This window comes from Methylobacterium indicum, from assembly GCF_001043895.1.
GTDB classification, from domain to species: domain Bacteria; phylum Pseudomonadota; class Alphaproteobacteria; order Rhizobiales; family Beijerinckiaceae; genus Methylobacterium; species Methylobacterium indicum.
In genome coordinates this window covers 78,329-92,762 of sequence record NZ_JTHF01000015.1, presented here as the reverse complement: position 1 = coordinate 92,762, position 14,434 = coordinate 78,329, and the positions used below count along the sequence as shown (strand labels likewise).

General features: G+C 72.9%; 13 protein-coding genes. 4 read left to right on the top strand and 9 right to left on the bottom strand.

The genetic code is table 11. The features are described 5' to 3' along the window. Positions 1-183: 183 nt before the first annotated feature. The 5 genes from QR78_RS02425 to QR78_RS02405 form a co-directional block, all read right to left on the bottom strand. Positions 184-1,617, bottom strand: a complete 1,434-nt coding sequence (locus QR78_RS02425) for an NAD-dependent succinate-semialdehyde dehydrogenase (RefSeq protein ID WP_048425889.1) — start codon at positions 1,615-1,617, stop codon at positions 184-186. Positions 1,618-1,806: 189 nt separating this feature from the next. Next, positions 1,807-2,097: a hypothetical protein gene (locus QR78_RS02420; protein WP_125901102.1), complete on the bottom strand. Its 291-nt coding sequence runs from the start codon at positions 2,095-2,097 to the stop codon at positions 1,807-1,809. Between the two features lie 228 nt (positions 2,098-2,325). Then, on the bottom strand, positions 2,326-2,910 hold the full coding sequence (locus QR78_RS02415; RefSeq protein WP_244276429.1) for a PilZ domain-containing protein: 585 nt from the start codon (positions 2,908-2,910) through the stop codon (positions 2,326-2,328). A gap of 201 nt (positions 2,911-3,111) precedes the next feature. After that, complete coding sequence (locus QR78_RS02410; protein ID WP_048425888.1) at positions 3,112-4,620, bottom strand: ATP-binding protein; 1,509 nt, start codon at positions 4,618-4,620, stop codon at positions 3,112-3,114. Positions 4,621-4,706: 86 nt separating this feature from the next. Further along, entirely contained in the window at positions 4,707-5,396 is a 690-nt protein-coding gene (locus tag QR78_RS02405) for a glutathione S-transferase N-terminal domain-containing protein (RefSeq protein ID WP_048425887.1), read from the bottom strand. Positions 5,397-6,276: 880 nt separating this feature from the next. Between QR78_RS02405 and QR78_RS02400 the strand changes: the two genes are divergently transcribed. Continuing rightward, the gene (locus tag QR78_RS02400; protein WP_048425886.1) at positions 6,277-7,236 is read left to right on the top strand and encodes an aliphatic sulfonate ABC transporter substrate-binding protein; all 960 of its coding nucleotides are present in this window, start codon (positions 6,277-6,279) and stop codon (positions 7,234-7,236) included. A gap of 40 nt (positions 7,237-7,276) precedes the next feature. On the opposite strand, the gene QR78_RS02395 is transcribed toward QR78_RS02400, so the two are convergent. Together QR78_RS02395 and QR78_RS02390 are read right to left on the bottom strand one after the other, a co-directional pair. Further along, positions 7,277-8,110 carry a tetratricopeptide repeat protein gene (locus tag QR78_RS02395; RefSeq protein ID WP_048425885.1) on the bottom strand — a complete coding sequence of 278 codons (834 nt, stop codon included), beginning with the start codon at positions 8,108-8,110 and terminating at the stop codon, positions 7,277-7,279. An 89-nt stretch (positions 8,111-8,199) separates the two neighbouring features. Then, a complete protein-coding gene (locus QR78_RS02390; protein ID WP_048425884.1) occupies positions 8,200-8,385 on the bottom strand; it encodes a hypothetical protein in 186 nt (61 codons plus the stop codon). A 215-nt stretch (positions 8,386-8,600) separates the two neighbouring features. Here QR78_RS02390 and QR78_RS02385 point away from each other — a divergent pair, with 215 nt between their 5' ends. Then, positions 8,601-9,980: a leucyl aminopeptidase family protein gene (locus QR78_RS02385; protein ID WP_244276430.1), complete on the top strand. Its 1,380-nt coding sequence runs from the start codon at positions 8,601-8,603 to the stop codon at positions 9,978-9,980. Between the two features lie 7 nt (positions 9,981-9,987). On the opposite strand, the gene QR78_RS02380 is transcribed toward QR78_RS02385, so the two are convergent. Continuing rightward, a complete protein-coding gene (locus QR78_RS02380; protein WP_048425882.1) occupies positions 9,988-10,974 on the bottom strand; it encodes an EcsC family protein in 987 nt (328 codons plus the stop codon). Positions 10,975-11,081: 107 nt separating this feature from the next. After that, positions 11,082-12,434 (bottom strand): AmpG family muropeptide MFS transporter, encoded by a 1,353-nt coding sequence (locus QR78_RS02375; protein ID WP_048425881.1) that lies wholly within the window; start codon positions 12,432-12,434, stop codon positions 11,082-11,084. A gap of 311 nt (positions 12,435-12,745) precedes the next feature. Here QR78_RS02375 and QR78_RS02370 point away from each other — a divergent pair, with 311 nt between their 5' ends. Together QR78_RS02370 and QR78_RS02365 are read left to right on the top strand one after the other, a co-directional pair. Then, positions 12,746-13,909, top strand: a complete 1,164-nt coding sequence (locus QR78_RS02370) for a PAS domain-containing protein (RefSeq protein WP_048425880.1) — start codon at positions 12,746-12,748, stop codon at positions 13,907-13,909. Positions 13,910-13,920: 11 nt separating this feature from the next. Then, complete coding sequence (locus QR78_RS02365) at positions 13,921-14,343, top strand: response regulator (RefSeq protein WP_202972697.1); 423 nt, start codon at positions 13,921-13,923, stop codon at positions 14,341-14,343. Positions 14,344-14,434: the final 91 nt, after the last annotated feature.

Sequence of the window (14,434 nt, the reverse complement as noted above, 5' to 3'; positions counted from 1 at the left end):
TCCAGCTGAGCTACGGGCGCCTGAACGGCGGGAATTGCTCCCCGCCGGTGGAAGTGGGATCTAAGGGGTCCGCCCTGGCTTGGCAACCCTTATTTCGCCGGCGCGGGGTCACCGGCGAAGGGGGCGTCGGAGATGGGCGGAGGCATCGAGCCCCCTCCCCCGACGCCGGGGGCCGTCCCTGCGTCAGAAGCCGGCTTGGGTGACGAACTTGGTGTTGAGGTAGGCCTCGATCGCCTCCGAGCCGCCCTCGCTGCCGTAGCCCGAATCCTTGACGCCGCCGAAGGGCGTCTCCGGCAGGGCGATGCCGTGGTGGTTGATCGACATCATGCCGCTCTCGACCCGGGTGGCGAGCTTGGTCGCCGTCTCGGCCGAGCGGGTATAGGCGTAGGCGGCGAGGCCATAGGGCAGGCGGTTGGCTTCCGCGAAGGCCTCCTCGTCGTCCGAGAAGCGCTGGATCGCGGCGATCGGCCCGAAGGGCTCCTCGTTCATGATCCGGGCGTCGAGCGGCACGTCGGTGAAGACCGTCGGCTCGAAGAAGTTGCCCTGGTTGCCGATGCGCTTGCCGCCGGTGCGCAAGGTCGCGCCCTTCTGCTCGGCATCGGCCACGAAGCCCTCCATCGCCTCGATGCGGCGGCCATGGGCGAGCGGGCCCATCTTGACGCCGTCCTCCAGGCCGTTGCCGACCTTGAGGCCCTGCGAGAGGCCGACGAAGCCGTCCACGAAGGCGTCGAACACCGAATCGTGGACGAGGAAGCGGGTCGGCGCGACGCAGACCTGGCCGGCATTGCGGAACTTGTTGGCGCCGAGCACCTGCACGGCCTTGTTCACGTCGGCGTCGCGGAAGACGATCGCCGGGGCGTGGCCGCCGAGCTCCATCGTGGCGCGCTTCATGTGCTTGCCGGCGAGCGCGGCGAGCTCCTTGCCGATCGCGGTCGAGCCCGTGAAGGTGATCTTGCGGATGATCGGGTGCGGGATCAGGTAGGACGAGATGGTCGCCGGGTCGCCGAAGACGAGGCCGAGCACGTCGCCCGGCACCCCGGCGTCGAGCAGGGCCTGGATCAGCGCGGTGCAGCTCGCGGGGGTGTCCTCGGGACCCTTGAGGATCACCGAGCAGCCGGTGCAGAGCGCCGCCGAGACCTTGCGCACCGCCTGGTTGATCGGGAAGTTCCACGGCGTGAAGGCCGCGACCGGGCCGACGGGCTCGCGGATGACGAGCTGCATCACGCCCTCGGCGCGGGGCGGGATCACCCGGCCATAGGCGCGCCGGCCCTCCTCCGCGAACCAGTCCATGGTGTCGGCGCCGCCGAGCACCTCCATCTTGGCCTCCGCCACCGGCTTGCCCTGCTCGAGGGTCATGATCCGGGCGATCTCGTCGGCGCGCTCGCGCATGAGGTTGGCGGCCTTGCGCAGCACCTTGCTGCGCTCGAAGGCCGAGACCTTGCGCCAGGCCTGGAAGCCGCGCTCGGCCGCCGCGAGGGCCTGGTCGAGGTCGTCGGTGGTCGCGACCGCGAGCTGGCTCAGGGTCTCGCCGGTGGCCGGGTTGAGGATCGGCATCGTCTGGCCGCCGCTGCCGGCGCGCCACTCGCCGGCGATGTGGAGCTTCACGTCTGGGAACATCGGGGGCCTCGTCCTCGTACCGGAGCGAATGGACCCGAACTTAAGGCAGTCCCCCGGCCACCGACAGGCGGCGCCGCGCAAGGCCCCGTGCCCGCAAGCGCCTTGTCGCCCGTGCCAGGACCTGACAGACTTCCCGCCTTACGATTGCCGCCTGACGATTGCCGCCTTGCGATCGGGCCACCCGCCCGGTCAGCGTGCGCCGATGGCGCGGGCGATGTCCTCGAACCGCTTGTGCGTCTCGTCGATCTGGCCGGAGACCGTCTGGCGCGTGCAGGCCGCGACCGTCATGCCGTGAAAGAACTGGCCGGATCCGTGCCGGGTGCGGCAGTCGAGGTAGTTCGGCAGCACGAAGACCATGAACAGCACGAAGGCCGGAAGGCCGAGCTTCAACACGAGCCTGACCGGCCAGGGCAGATAGGCGGAGGCGCGCTCCCGCGCGCTCCGGGCCGGGGCGGCCGAGACGATGATGCGGATGTCCACCGGCTCCCGGCCGGGGCCACGGTCGAGGCGCCCGATCCCGCCGGTCGCGGACGTTTCGCCCCGGTTCTCGCTCCGGCTCCTACTGCGGCTCTTGCCCAGCATCCCGTCCCCCGGCCGCTCACCGCGGTCTCGAGCGGCACCCGATCGCCCGGCGACCGGCGCGGCCCCAGGTCGTTGATGGTGCCGCGTCGTCGGCACATGCGCGATCCCCGGCGACGATCCCGCAGCCTACAGCATGACGTGCAGGCCGAAGGTCTCGGGCCGGAACGGCAGCCGGAACGTGACGGCGAACCCGGTCTCGAGGTGGCGCACCACGGTCGCGCGGCGCTTGCCGAGGGTGACGACCTCGCCCACGGCCGGGCGTTCGGCGACCGAGATGGCCGCACCGGTCATCGACAGATCGATGATCGTCCCGGACTGGACCTGGCCGTCGGCGCGGCGCACCTCGACGCTGCGCACGGTCGGCACGATGCGCGGGTCGCTGCGCTGGTCGGTCCGCCCGCTCGCCAGGCCGGCGAGCCAGTCGAGGCGGGCGGCGAAGCGGGCCCGGCGCTCGGGCCCGACATCGACCGCCAGGGTGAAGCCGTCCGGCCGGATCGACTGGATGGCGCCGGCCACCGGGCCGACATCGTCGAGATAGAGCGTGACCGGATCGCCCAGGAGGCCGCTCTCGGGCGCCAGCACGTCGATGACCGCGAGGGACAGGCTGCGGGTCTCGCAGGCATGCTCCGCCCCGCCCGGCAGAAGGTAGCGGCCGCCGACCCGAATGTGGATCGGCTGGGTACCCGGTTCCGATTCAGGCTGGATATGCAACTTCAAGGCGTCCGCCACGGTCGTTCGATCGATCAGCAGTCGTGTCGCCCGAGGATCGTTCGACCGCAAGGGCGCAGGCTGCTGCCGCTCCACCATCGACGAAGAGGCTTAATGCGGCGTGCATGCGACACGAACGGACACGATTCGGCACCGGCGTGGAAGCGGCCTCCGCGGATGCCGCGATCACGGAAGCCGGGAGCCCTACTCCGCCGCGAACAGGCCGGCGGGCTCCTCCACGGTGCCCTTCGGATCGCCGGGGGCGGTCTCGCAGCCGAGGGCCGGCAGGGCGACGACGCGGTTGCCGCGGAAATCGGTGCGGCAAACCGCGGCGCCGCGGCTCTCGACATAGGCGAGCAGCCGCCGCGCCCGGCCGGGCGAGCGCGAGCCGATGGCCCGCGCCAGGGCATCGTCCGAGGGGCACGGGGCGCCGGCCCGCGCGGCACGGGCGAGCAGCAGGAAGAGGCCCTGGACCTCCTCCGGCAGGCCGGCGCAGGCCGCCATCACGGCCTCCGCCTCGTCGCCCTCGGCGGCCTCGCCGTCGACCCCGGCCCGCGCGATGGAGAGGCGGCGGCGGAATCGGCCGAGATCGAGCGGGTCGCCCGGCAGCCGGCGCATCCGGCAGCGGACGAGGAAGTCCTGGTAGAGCACCGCGATCGGGTGGTGGGCCCCGTCCGGGTCGGCGGCGATCTCGCGCAGGATCTCGGCGAGCGCCGCGTCCCGCTCCGCGTCGCTCATGCTCGGCGGCGCCTCGACCGGCTCCGGCGGCCGGTACTGGGCGAGCTGCTGCAGCAGGTCGGTCGGCGTCGCCCGCGGCGCGGGAGCCGGACGCGGCGCGGGCATCCAGCTCACCTCGCTCTCGGCGGGCGTCAGGATCAGGTCGCGCAGGGAATCGCCGGCGGCCGGGCTCGGCAGCGGAACGAGCTTGGGGCTCGACGAGCGGGCCGAGGTCGCGACCGGCCCGATGGCGATCGGCAGCGGGCGCTTCGACAGGGCGGGCCCCAGCGCGATGAAGTGACCGCGCTCCAGATCGCGAAAGCTCTCGGCCTGGCGCCGTTCGAGGCCGAGCAGGTCGGCGGCCCGCGCCATGTCGATGTCGAGGAAGGTGCGGCCCATCAGGAAGTTCGACGCTTCCGCCGCGACGTTCTTGGCGAGCTTGGCGAGGCGCTGGGTCGCGATGATGCCGGCCAGGCCCCGCTTGCGGCCGCGGCACATCAGGTTGGTCATCGCGCCGAGCGAGGCCTTGCGGGCCTCGTCCGAGACCTCGCCGGCGGCGGCCGGGGCGAAGAGCTGCGCCTCGTCCACCACCACCAGGACGGGGTACCAATGGTCGCGCTCGGCCTCGAACAGGCCGCCCAGGAAGGCCGCGGCGGCGCGCATCTGCGCCTCGACGTCGAGGTTCTCGAGCGTCAGCACCACCGAAACCCGGTGAGCCCGCACCCGGGCGGCGATGCGCTGGAGGTCGGCCTCGCCGTGATCGCCCTCGACGACGACGTGGCCGTGGGCGTCCGCCAGGGTGACGAAGTCGCCCTCGGGGTCGATCACCACCTGCTGGACGTGCGGGGCGCTCTGCTCCAGCAGCCGGCGCAGCAGGTGCGACTTGCCCGAGCCGGAGTTGCCCTGGACGAGGAGGCGCGTCGCCAGCAGTTCCTCCAGGTCGAGGGCGGCCGGCCGGCCGCCGCTCGCCACCCCCATCTCGACGCTGATCGTCATCTCGGCTCCCTGCGATGGCCCGACTCGTAACACGGCAGGCCCCGCCCCGATCCGCGCCGCGCGGCGGGGTCCACAGGGAGTTCGCGTCAGCCGAAGGTCAGGGCCCGCGATCCCTCCCCCATCCGGCCCAGCATCCGCTTCCGCCATCCCTCGACCGGGTCGTCGGGCTCGAGCAGGTCCGGCCCGCCGACGGCATGAGCCCACAGGAAGGCGCCCATCACGGCGTAGTCGGCGTAGAGCGGGCCCTGCCCGCCGAGGAAGGGTTGCGCCCGCAGCACCGCCCGGACCGGAGAGAGCGTGCGCCGCACTGTGACGCGCTGCGCGTCCTCATCGGGGCAGACCGCCTCGAGCGGCTTGCCGAAGCGGGCCTCGCGGCTTCGGCGGAAATAGGCCCGGTCCGCCTCGGCGAGGTGGCGGTGGATGGGAAGGAGGAGCAGAGGCACCAGGGCCGGGTGCAGCACCTGGTCGGTCCAGGCGACGTGGAAGCGCGTCAGCGCCTCGCCCCCCTCACCGCCGAACAGCGACGGGCGGTCGGGATAGGCCGCCTCCAGATGGGCGGCGATGACCGAGGAATCCGCGATCGGCCGTCCGTCCTCGACCAGGACCGGGACCTTGTCCGAGCCCGAGAAGGCGAGCGCCTCCGTCTGCGTGAAGCGCCAGGGCCGTCCCTCGAAGGCGAGGCCCTTGTGTTCGAGGGCGAGGCGGATGCGCCAGCAGAACGGGCTGAAGCGCCGGTCCGGGTCGGCGGCGGCGAGTTCGTAGAGCACGCGGGTCACGGGCTTCCTCCGGCGGCGCCCCGTGGGCCGGGCGGCCTTGCCGGCGGATCATGGCGGCGGGCGGCCCGGGCGGCAACGCGGGATCGTCTTCTCCCGGGGGATGGTCCGGTTCGGCAGATCGTCTCGGGGGCTCGCTCGCCAACGCATGGCTGCCGGGTGAAACCACGGCCGAGAATCGAGCTCGGGATTCCCTCTCCCGCGTGGGAGAGGGGCAGGGGCGAGCCGAGATCGCGCAGGGTACTGCGATCCTGCGTCAGGCTATGATCGTCCCGCCATCAGCACGACGCCGAGCGGCTCAGAGCCTGTTTGAATGCATCCCGCGGATTTGACATCCTCAATGTGATTTCGGGGCCGCGCAGAGGAACCCGGAATGACGATGAGGGTATGAAGACTGTCGGTCATGTCGAACAGGCTCTCGGAGCCTGTTCGAGCAGGATCGTCTTTCATAAAGCCGGAACCAGCAGGGCATATCCTGCCCACGACCTCATCCTGAGGTGGGAGGGCAGGATATGCTTGATCATCAGAATTTCAGCGAAAGAAAACTACTCAAACAGGCTCTCACACTGAAACGTGTCACCCCCACGCGCGATCTTCGATCGCCTGCCTCCCCGGACAGCCCGGACTGAAGGGAGCGAGACGGTGGCGACGCAACGCGACAGCTTGGTTGACGCGATGATGCGCGTCGCGCCGTCCGCCTCCATGAGTGCAAGAAAATAAATTCCAGCGACACAGGTCGCCAGAGAAATCCTGCCTTGTCTCGCGCTCGATTTTGGTTTTCCCATTCATTGACGGCACATCCGGGGAATGAGAGCTTTCGCTCACCCTCGACGATCCGGCAACGACTGTCGCTTGCCCCGGATGACTTACCGGAGTTGACTCGATGCATCCGACACGCCGCTCCGTCCTCGCGGGGCTGATGACGGCCGGCGCCCTGGCGGCGGGCCCGGCCCGCGCCGGGGACGCCGCGCCCAAGGAATTCCGGATCGGCTACCAGAAGATCGGGCTGATCGTCGTCACGCGCCAGCAGCAGCTGATCGAGCGGCAGCTCGCGCCGCGCGGCATCGCGGTGCGCTGGTTCGAGTTCCAGGCCGGCCCGCCGCTCCTCGAAGCGCTCAACGCCGGCAGCATCGATTTCGGCTATACCGGCGACGCGCCGCCGATCTTCTCCCAGGCCGCCGGCGGCAACCTCGTCTACACCGCGGCGGCGGCGCCCTCGGGCGAGGGCGAGGCGATCCTGGTCAAGGACGCGTCCCCGATCCGCACCGTCGCCGACCTCAAGGGCCGCAAGGTGGCGGTCGCCCGCGGCACCTCCTCGCACAACCTGCTGGTCGCCGCCCTGGAGAAGGCGGGCCTGCGCTTCACCGACGTCACGCCGGTCTACCTGTCGCCGGCCGATGCGGGCTCGGCCTTCACCGGCGACAGCGTCGACGCCTGGGCGATCTGGGACCCGTACTTCGCCATCGCGCAGGCGCGCGACAAGACCCGGATGCTCACCACCTCCGGCCAGACCCTCGACGTGTCCGGCTACTTCCTGGCCAACAAGAGCTTCGCCCAGGCCCATCCGGCGGTGGTGAGCGCGGCCCTGCGGGGCCTGGAACAGGGCGCTGCCTGGGCCGAGGCGCACCGCGATCAGGTGGCGCAGGCGCTCGCCGAGGTCACCGGGATCCCGCTGCCGATCCAGAAGGCCGCCGCCGACCGCACCCAGTTCGCGGTGCGTCCGCTGACCGACGCGATCCTCGCCGGCCAGCAGGCCACCGCCGACCGCTTCCACCGCCTCGGCCTGATCCCGCGGGCGATCACCGTGCGCGACGCGGTGTGGGTGGCCCCGCCGCCGTCCTGACGCGTGCGGCCGGCCTTCGCGACACGTGGGGCCCGCAGCGTCACATCGCCGAGGCGGCCGCGCGGGGCCGCGGGGCCGGTGCCTCGGCCTTCTCGGCCGAGCGGATCGCCTTCCAGGCGTTGGGCTGGGTGATCGAGGCACGGAGCGCCGCCACGTTCTGCGCGGCTTCCGCCGGCCCGAGATCGCGGGTGAGGATCTGCTCGGCCTCGCCGAAGCGGCCCTGCAACCCGAGCACGAGGGCGAGGTTCTGGCGCACCCGCGCGTCGGCGCGAGGATCGGCGCTGGCCTGGCGCAGGGTCGCCTCGGCCTCGGGCAGATGCTTGGCGAGCGCGTAGGACAGGCCGAGATTCGACATCACCGCCGGCTCGCCCGGGACGATCTTCAGCGCCGCCTCGTAGTAGCGCTGGGCCTGGGCGTGGTCGCCCATCTGGTCGGCCACCGCGCCCTGCGCCGAGAGCACGCGCCAGTCGGGATTGGCCGGGGAATGGGCGTTGCGCAGCACCTCCGCCGCCTCGGCGAGGCGGCCGATCTCGGCCAGGCTCTTGCCGTAGGCGGCGAGCACCGCGGGATTCTTGGGGTTGCGCAAGGCCGTCTGCTGCAGCACCGCCGCGGCCTGCGCGCCCTGGTCGGTGGCGCGCAGCGCCTGGGCGTAGGCCATCGCGGTGCCGATGTCGCCCGGGTCGCGCTCGTAGCGCTGGGCGAGCCGCCCGACGTCGCGGCGCGCGGTGTCGGCGGGGGCGGCGGCATCGATCGACCCGGTGGTGAGGGGCTGGCGCGACAGGCAGCCCGAGGCCATCAGCGCCACCGCCGCGACGACGGCGAGGCGCCGCAGGGCATTCGAGCGGGCGGGACGGGTCTCGACGGTCGCGGGCATCGGCCACTCCAGGGACGGGCCTGGGATGTGGCAACCCGCTCCCACGGCCCTCGTGACCGTGGTGATAGGTCGTTAACCCTAATCGGCCGTTAACGCCGGGGCGTGTCCGAAGGCGTCGCCTTCGGGGCGGGCGGCCGCGCCTCGGCGCCGCCCCGGTCGGTCCCGACCCCGTGGCGGCTCGTCGTCACGGCCTCGCCGTCGTGCCGGCTGCCATCCTCGATGCCGATCGCCTCGCGCCGCTCCAGCGGGTTGATGGGCTTCCTGTCCTCGGCCATGGCGGGCTCCTCTCGATTGGGACTGTGTGTCGTGCGGGGTGACGCCGAGGGGCCCGCGGGGTTCCCGGCCTGCGGCGAGGCGCCCGGGCGGCGCACCCGGCCGGGCCGGATCGCGCCGCCACGTTTCGCGGCACGCCCCCGAGGATTGACAAGCGGCCGGTCTTGGCTCCCCCTCCGGCGCTCAGCCGTCCGTGTTGAAGGAAGGGATGCCCCGCGTGACCACGCTCCTGCCCGCGACCGAGGCCGCCACCCCGATCCGCTGCGTCGACGCCGCCGGCTGGCCGGCCGTGCTGGCGGCGCTGCCGCCGCTCGCCGCGGCCTTCGCGCAAGCGAGCGGGTTCGAGGCCAAGCCCGGCCGGATCGCCCTCTTGCCGGGGGCGGACGGAAGGCTCGAGACCGTCCTGTTCGGGATCGAGGACAAGAACAAAGGCAAGGGCGATGCCTTCGCGGTCGGGCGCCTGCCCGACGCCCTGCCGGAGGGAACCTACCGGCTGGCGGATTACCCCGGCGATCCGGCGCTCGCCGCGCTCGCCTGGCGGCTGTCGGGCTACCGCTTCGGCCGCTACCGCGATCGGGCGGCGCCGACGGCACGGCTCGCCGTCCCGGCGGGGGTCGACGCCGCCGAGATCGACCGCATCGCCGACGCGGTGGCGGCGGGCCGCGACCTCGTCAACACCCCGGCGAACGATCTCGGCCCGGCGGAGATCGAGGCGGCGGCGCGGGCGCTGGCGGGGCGGTTCGGTGCCGCCTGCACGGTGGTGGAGGGCGAGGCGCTGGAGACGGGCTTCCCGCTCATCGCCGCGGTCGGCCGGGCCTCGCCGCGGGCGCCGCGGCTCATCGACATCACCTGGGGCGACCCGTCGGCACCCCGCGTCACCCTGGTCGGCAAGGGCGTGGTGTTCGATACCGGCGGCCTCGACATCAAGCCCTCGGCCGCGATGCTCCTGATGAAGAAGGACATGGCCGGCGCCGCGGTGGCGCTCGCCGCCGCCGAGATGGTGATGGGGGCGGGTCTCCCCGTCCGGCTGCGGGTGCTGGTCCCGACGGTCGAGAATGCGGTGGCCGGTGACGCCTTCCGCCCCGGCGACGTGCTGAAGAGCCGCCACGGCCTCACGGTCGAGATCGGCAACACCGACGCGGAGGGGCGCCTGATCCTGGCCGACGCGCTGAGCCTCGCCGACGAGGAGGCGCCGGAGCTGGTCTTCGACTTCGCGACCCTGACGGGGGCGGCCCGGGTCGCCCTCGGTCCCGACCTGCCGGCCCTGTTCACCGAGGACGACGCCCTGGCGGCGGAGCTCGCCGCCACCGGCCTCGCGGTGAACGACCCGGTCTGGCGGATGCCGCTCTGGGCGCCCTATGCGGGGCTGCTCGATTCGAAGGTCGCGGACCTCAACAATGTCTCGGGCGGCCCCTTCGCCGGGGCGGTGACGGCGGCGCTGTTCCTGCGCCGCTTCGCGCCCGCCGCCAAGGCGCATGTCCATCTCGACCTCTACGGCTGGAACCCGAGCGGCAAGCCCGGCCGGCCGGAGGGCGGCGAGGTGCAGACCGCGCGCCTCGTCTACGCCCTCCTCAAGGCGCGCTACGGCGCGCGGTGAGCCGGCCTCATGCCGTGCCGAGGGAGGCCCGCTCCGCCTCGTAGGCCTCCCGCACCACGCCCTTGCCGTAGCGGCGCTCCAGCCGCCGCACGGTGAAGTGGCCGCGGGCGATCGACTGGAAATGGTCCATGAAGGCGGTGTTGACGGCGGCGCCCCCGAGCGCCCCGAGCACCGGCACCGCCTGGGCGGCGAGCTTCTGCGAGACCACGCCGCCGAACCGGGCGCCGACCTGGCCGGCGAACCGCATCAGCGCCGGGGCGCTCTCGTCGAGGAGGCCGCGGCCCGCGGCGTAGCGCGCCGCCTCGGACATCGCCTTGGCCAGCGCCCCGCGCACCGCGAAGTAGCCGCTCTCGGCGGCGGTGCCGGCCGGCGCGTCGGCCTGGACGGGGCCGCGGCCGCCGAGGGCGAAGACCTGCATGCAGGCCAGCGCCGCCTCGGGATCGCCGAGATCCTCGCCTTCGCGCTGGGCGATCTCGGCGATGGAGCGCAGCATCAGGGTGGTGGAGAGCGGCAACTCGACGGCGAGCGTGGTGAGCCCGAAGGCGCCCCCGATGGCGCCCGAGACCGCCGCCAGCGCCTTGTGGCCGCGGTCGCCCGGGGGGAAGCGGCCGATGAGGTCGATCGCCCGGTCGCGCCAGGACGCGGACGGCGAGAGGTCCGGGCCGAGGGGCGCCAGCGCCGCGGCCTCGGGATCGGATTCCGTCCCGGCGGTCGTCCCGGAGGCCTTGGCCGGCAGGGTCGCCAGCGCCGCCCGCAGGGCGCCGCGCATCGCCGTCTCGGTGGCATGGCCGACCGCGTCCATCACCGGGGCCGGCAGGGCGCGGCCGATCATGTCGAGGGGAGCGCCCGCCATGGCGGAGAGCCGGCCGGCGAGGCTCGGCCGCTCCAGCGCCGCGACCGCCCGGCGCAAGGCCGCGCGGTCCTCCGCGCTCATGGGTTGCGCCCCGACCGGGACGGGGGACGGGACGGGCTCGACGGCGACGATCTCGGACACGGGCGCTCCCTTTCGGGCGACAGGCGGTTGCGACGGGCGGGCCGTCGCATCGGACGTGCCGATAAAGCTGGGGCGCCGGTGCCCGGTTCCGCAAGGGGCGGCGCGCCTCAGGCCCGGGCCGGCACCTCCTCCGCCCGGACCGGCTCCGTCTCGCCGGGCAGGAGCCGCAGGCCGAGGCAGAGCAGCGTCACCGGGATGCCGACCGCGGCGGTCATCACGAAGAAGACCGGGTAGCCGAGGGATTCGACGGCGAAGCCCGACAGGCCGCCGACGAACTTGCCCGGCAGCGCGTAGAGCGAGGAGAGGAGCGCGTATTGCGTCGCCGCGAAGGCCGGCGAGGTCAGGCTCGACATGTAGGCGATGAGCGCGGTGCCCGCGAAGGCCCCGGCGAAGTTGTCGATGCTGATGCTGGCCACGAGCAGCGGCAGGTCGTGGCCGGCCAGTGCCAGCCAGGCGAACATCAGGTTCGAGGCCGAGGCCGCGATCCCGCCGATCAGCAGCGCCGGGTAAAGGCCGAGCCGGCTCACCGCGATGCCGCCCGCGAAGGCCCCGGCGATGCCGATCCAGACGCCGTAGACCTTCGAGACCGTGGCGATCTCCGACAGGGTGAAGTGCATGTCGATGTAGAGCGGGTTCGCCATGATGCCCGACACGATGTCGGGCAGGCGGTAGACGGTGATGAGCGCCAGGATCAGCACCAGCCCCGTGCCCTTGCGGGCGACGAGGTCGGCGAAGGGCTCGACCACCGCCTCGCGCAGGGCATGGCGCCAGCCGCGCCGGGGACCCGGATCGCGCGCCTGGACCTTCGGGGCGGCGAGCGTGCCGGCGAGCGCGACCAGCATCAGGAGCGCCATGGCGCCGTAGGCGGGGGCCCAGCCGAAGGCGTCGGCGACGAACAGCGCCCCGGCGCCGGCGCAGATGCGGGCGAGGCTGTAGCCGAGCTGGTAGGAGGCCAGCATCATGCCCTGGCGCTCGGGCGGCGCGGAATCGATGCGCCAGCCGTCGACCACGATGTCCTGGGTCGCCGACGCGAAGGCGATGACCAGCGCGCAGACCACCGTGTAGCCGAGCGACGTCGCCGGATCGCCCCGGCTCATCGCGATCAGGCCCGCCGCGACCGCGAGCTGCGCCAGCAGCATCCAGGCCCGGCGCCGGCCGAGCACGCGCGAGAGCACCGGCAGGTCGACCCGGTCGATCACCGGGGCCCAGAGGAACTTCAGCGTGTAGGCCAGCGACACGTAGCTGAGGAGCCCGATGCTCGAGCGCTCGATGCCGGCGCTGCGCAGCCAGGCCGACAGGGTGGCGAAGACGAGCAGGATCGGCAGGCCGGCGCCGAAGCCGAGCACCAGCATCATCGCCATGCGCCGGTCCGCCGCCACGTCCCGCAGGGTCGCGCGGGTGCGGGCGAGCCAGCCCGTCCCCGGCCTCTGCGTCCCCGGTCTCTCGGCGGTCGTCGTCATCGTGCGCGTCGTCCTCCGGGCGCCTCACCGTCGCCCCCGGTCGGCGGGTGAGACGATGCAAAAAGAATGAACGCAACAGAATTGTGCGTCGCGGTCCTGCCGCAAGGTCCGGTGCCCGGCAGTCGCCGGCACTCGACCCGAGGATGTGGGCGGGATCATGATGGAGAAAGGATTAAGATTAGATCCACCGGAGCTTACGCGACCGGCGGGAACCCAGCCCCGGGTCGTGGGTTCGCTGTGGTGAACGGGGCGACAGCCCTGCTCCGTCCGGGCTCCTCCGGCCGGGGTCGGCCGTCGGCGGGCGAGTGCGGATGATCGGGTTGGATGCTCCCAGGCAGGCCGAGGCGGGCCCCGCGCAGGCGACCGGCCTGTCCAACGAGACCCGTTTCGCGGACGCCTTCCGGGCGAGCGAGACGCCGATGATCATGACGGACCCGGGCCGGCCCGACAACCCGATCGTGTTCGCCAACCCGGCCTTCTGCCGCGTCACCGGCTACGAGGCGCACGAGGTGATCGGCCGCAACTGCCGCTTCCTCCAGGGTCCCGACACCGATCCGGCTGCGATCGCCCGGGTAAGGGAGGCCGTCGCGCACGGCGAGCCGATCCAGGTCGATCTCCTGAACTACCGCAAGGACGGGCGCCCGTTCTGGAACGCCATGTCGCTCACGCCGGTGCGCGACGAGCGCGGCACGGTCTCTTCCTATTTCGCGCTCCTCTCCGACGTCACCGGCACGCGGCAGGCCGAACGGGCGCTGATGCGGGAGAAGGAGTTCCTCGCCCAGGACGTCGAGGCGCGCAACCGGGCGCTCCAATCCGCCCTCGACCAGCAGACCGCCCTGCTGCACGAGGTCGACCACCGGGTGAAGAACAACCTGCAGGTCATCTCCTCCCTGGTGCTGCTCAAGGCGCGCCGCGCCCAGGACGCGGCCTGCCGCGTGGTCCTGCGCAGCATGGCCGACCGGATCGGGGCGCTCGCCACCGTCCACCGCCTGCTCTACACCCTCGACGACGTCTCGCGCTTCGACCTGCGCGACTTCGCGGACGATTTCGCCATCGAGCTCGGAGCCGGGATCGACCCCGAGCGGATTTCGCTCACGGTCGAGGTCGAGGCCTTGGCGGTCCCGGCCTCGATGGCCGCGCCGCTCGCGCTCCTGATGCACGAACTCGCCGTCAACGCCGTCCGGCACGCCTTCCCGGGCGACCGCCGGGGCCGGATCGCCATCACGGCGCGGCGCGAGGGCGACCGCCTGGTGCTCGAGGTGTGGGACGACGGCATCGGCCTGCCCGATGCCCCCGCCAACCCGGAGGCGTTCGGCCGCGACCTCGTCGGCATGCTGGTGCGCCAGTTGCGCGGCAGCCTCGTGGTCGAGGACCTGGCGCCGGGCACCCGCGCCCACGTCGTCCTCCCCTTGGGCTCGGGATCCTCGGGATCGGGATCCTCGGGATCGGGACCCGGCTCGGGGCCGGGGCGTTGAGCGGCCCGGCGTTGCGGGTCCTCATCGTCGAGGACGAGGCGTTCATCGCCCTCGAGCTCGAATGCCTGATCGAGGAGGCGGGCCACGTCCCGGTCGGCGTGGCGGCCCGCTCCGACGAGGCGATCGCGCTCGCCCGCGACCTCGCCCCCGACGTCGCCCTGGTCGACGTCCATCTCGCCGACGGACCGACGGGCGTGGCGGTGGCGCAGGACCTGAGCGGCCGGCCGGGCCTGACCGTCCTGTTCACCACCGCCAACGCCAAGCGCGTCCCGCTGGATTTCGCCGGCGCCGCCGGGATCATCTCCAAGCCGTATTCCGAGCGCGTGATCCGCGCGGCCCTGGCCTACCTCGCGGGGTGCCATCACGGCGGGGCGCCGACGGACGCGCCGGACGGGGTGGTGCTCGCGCCGCTCGCGGATCGAGGCGGGGATTGACGCACCCACACGGGTCGGCGGCCGGCCGTTCCGTCCCGTTCGACGATCGCCCGCGTTTCGGCCCGAGGGTTGCCGACAAAGAACCGTGGTC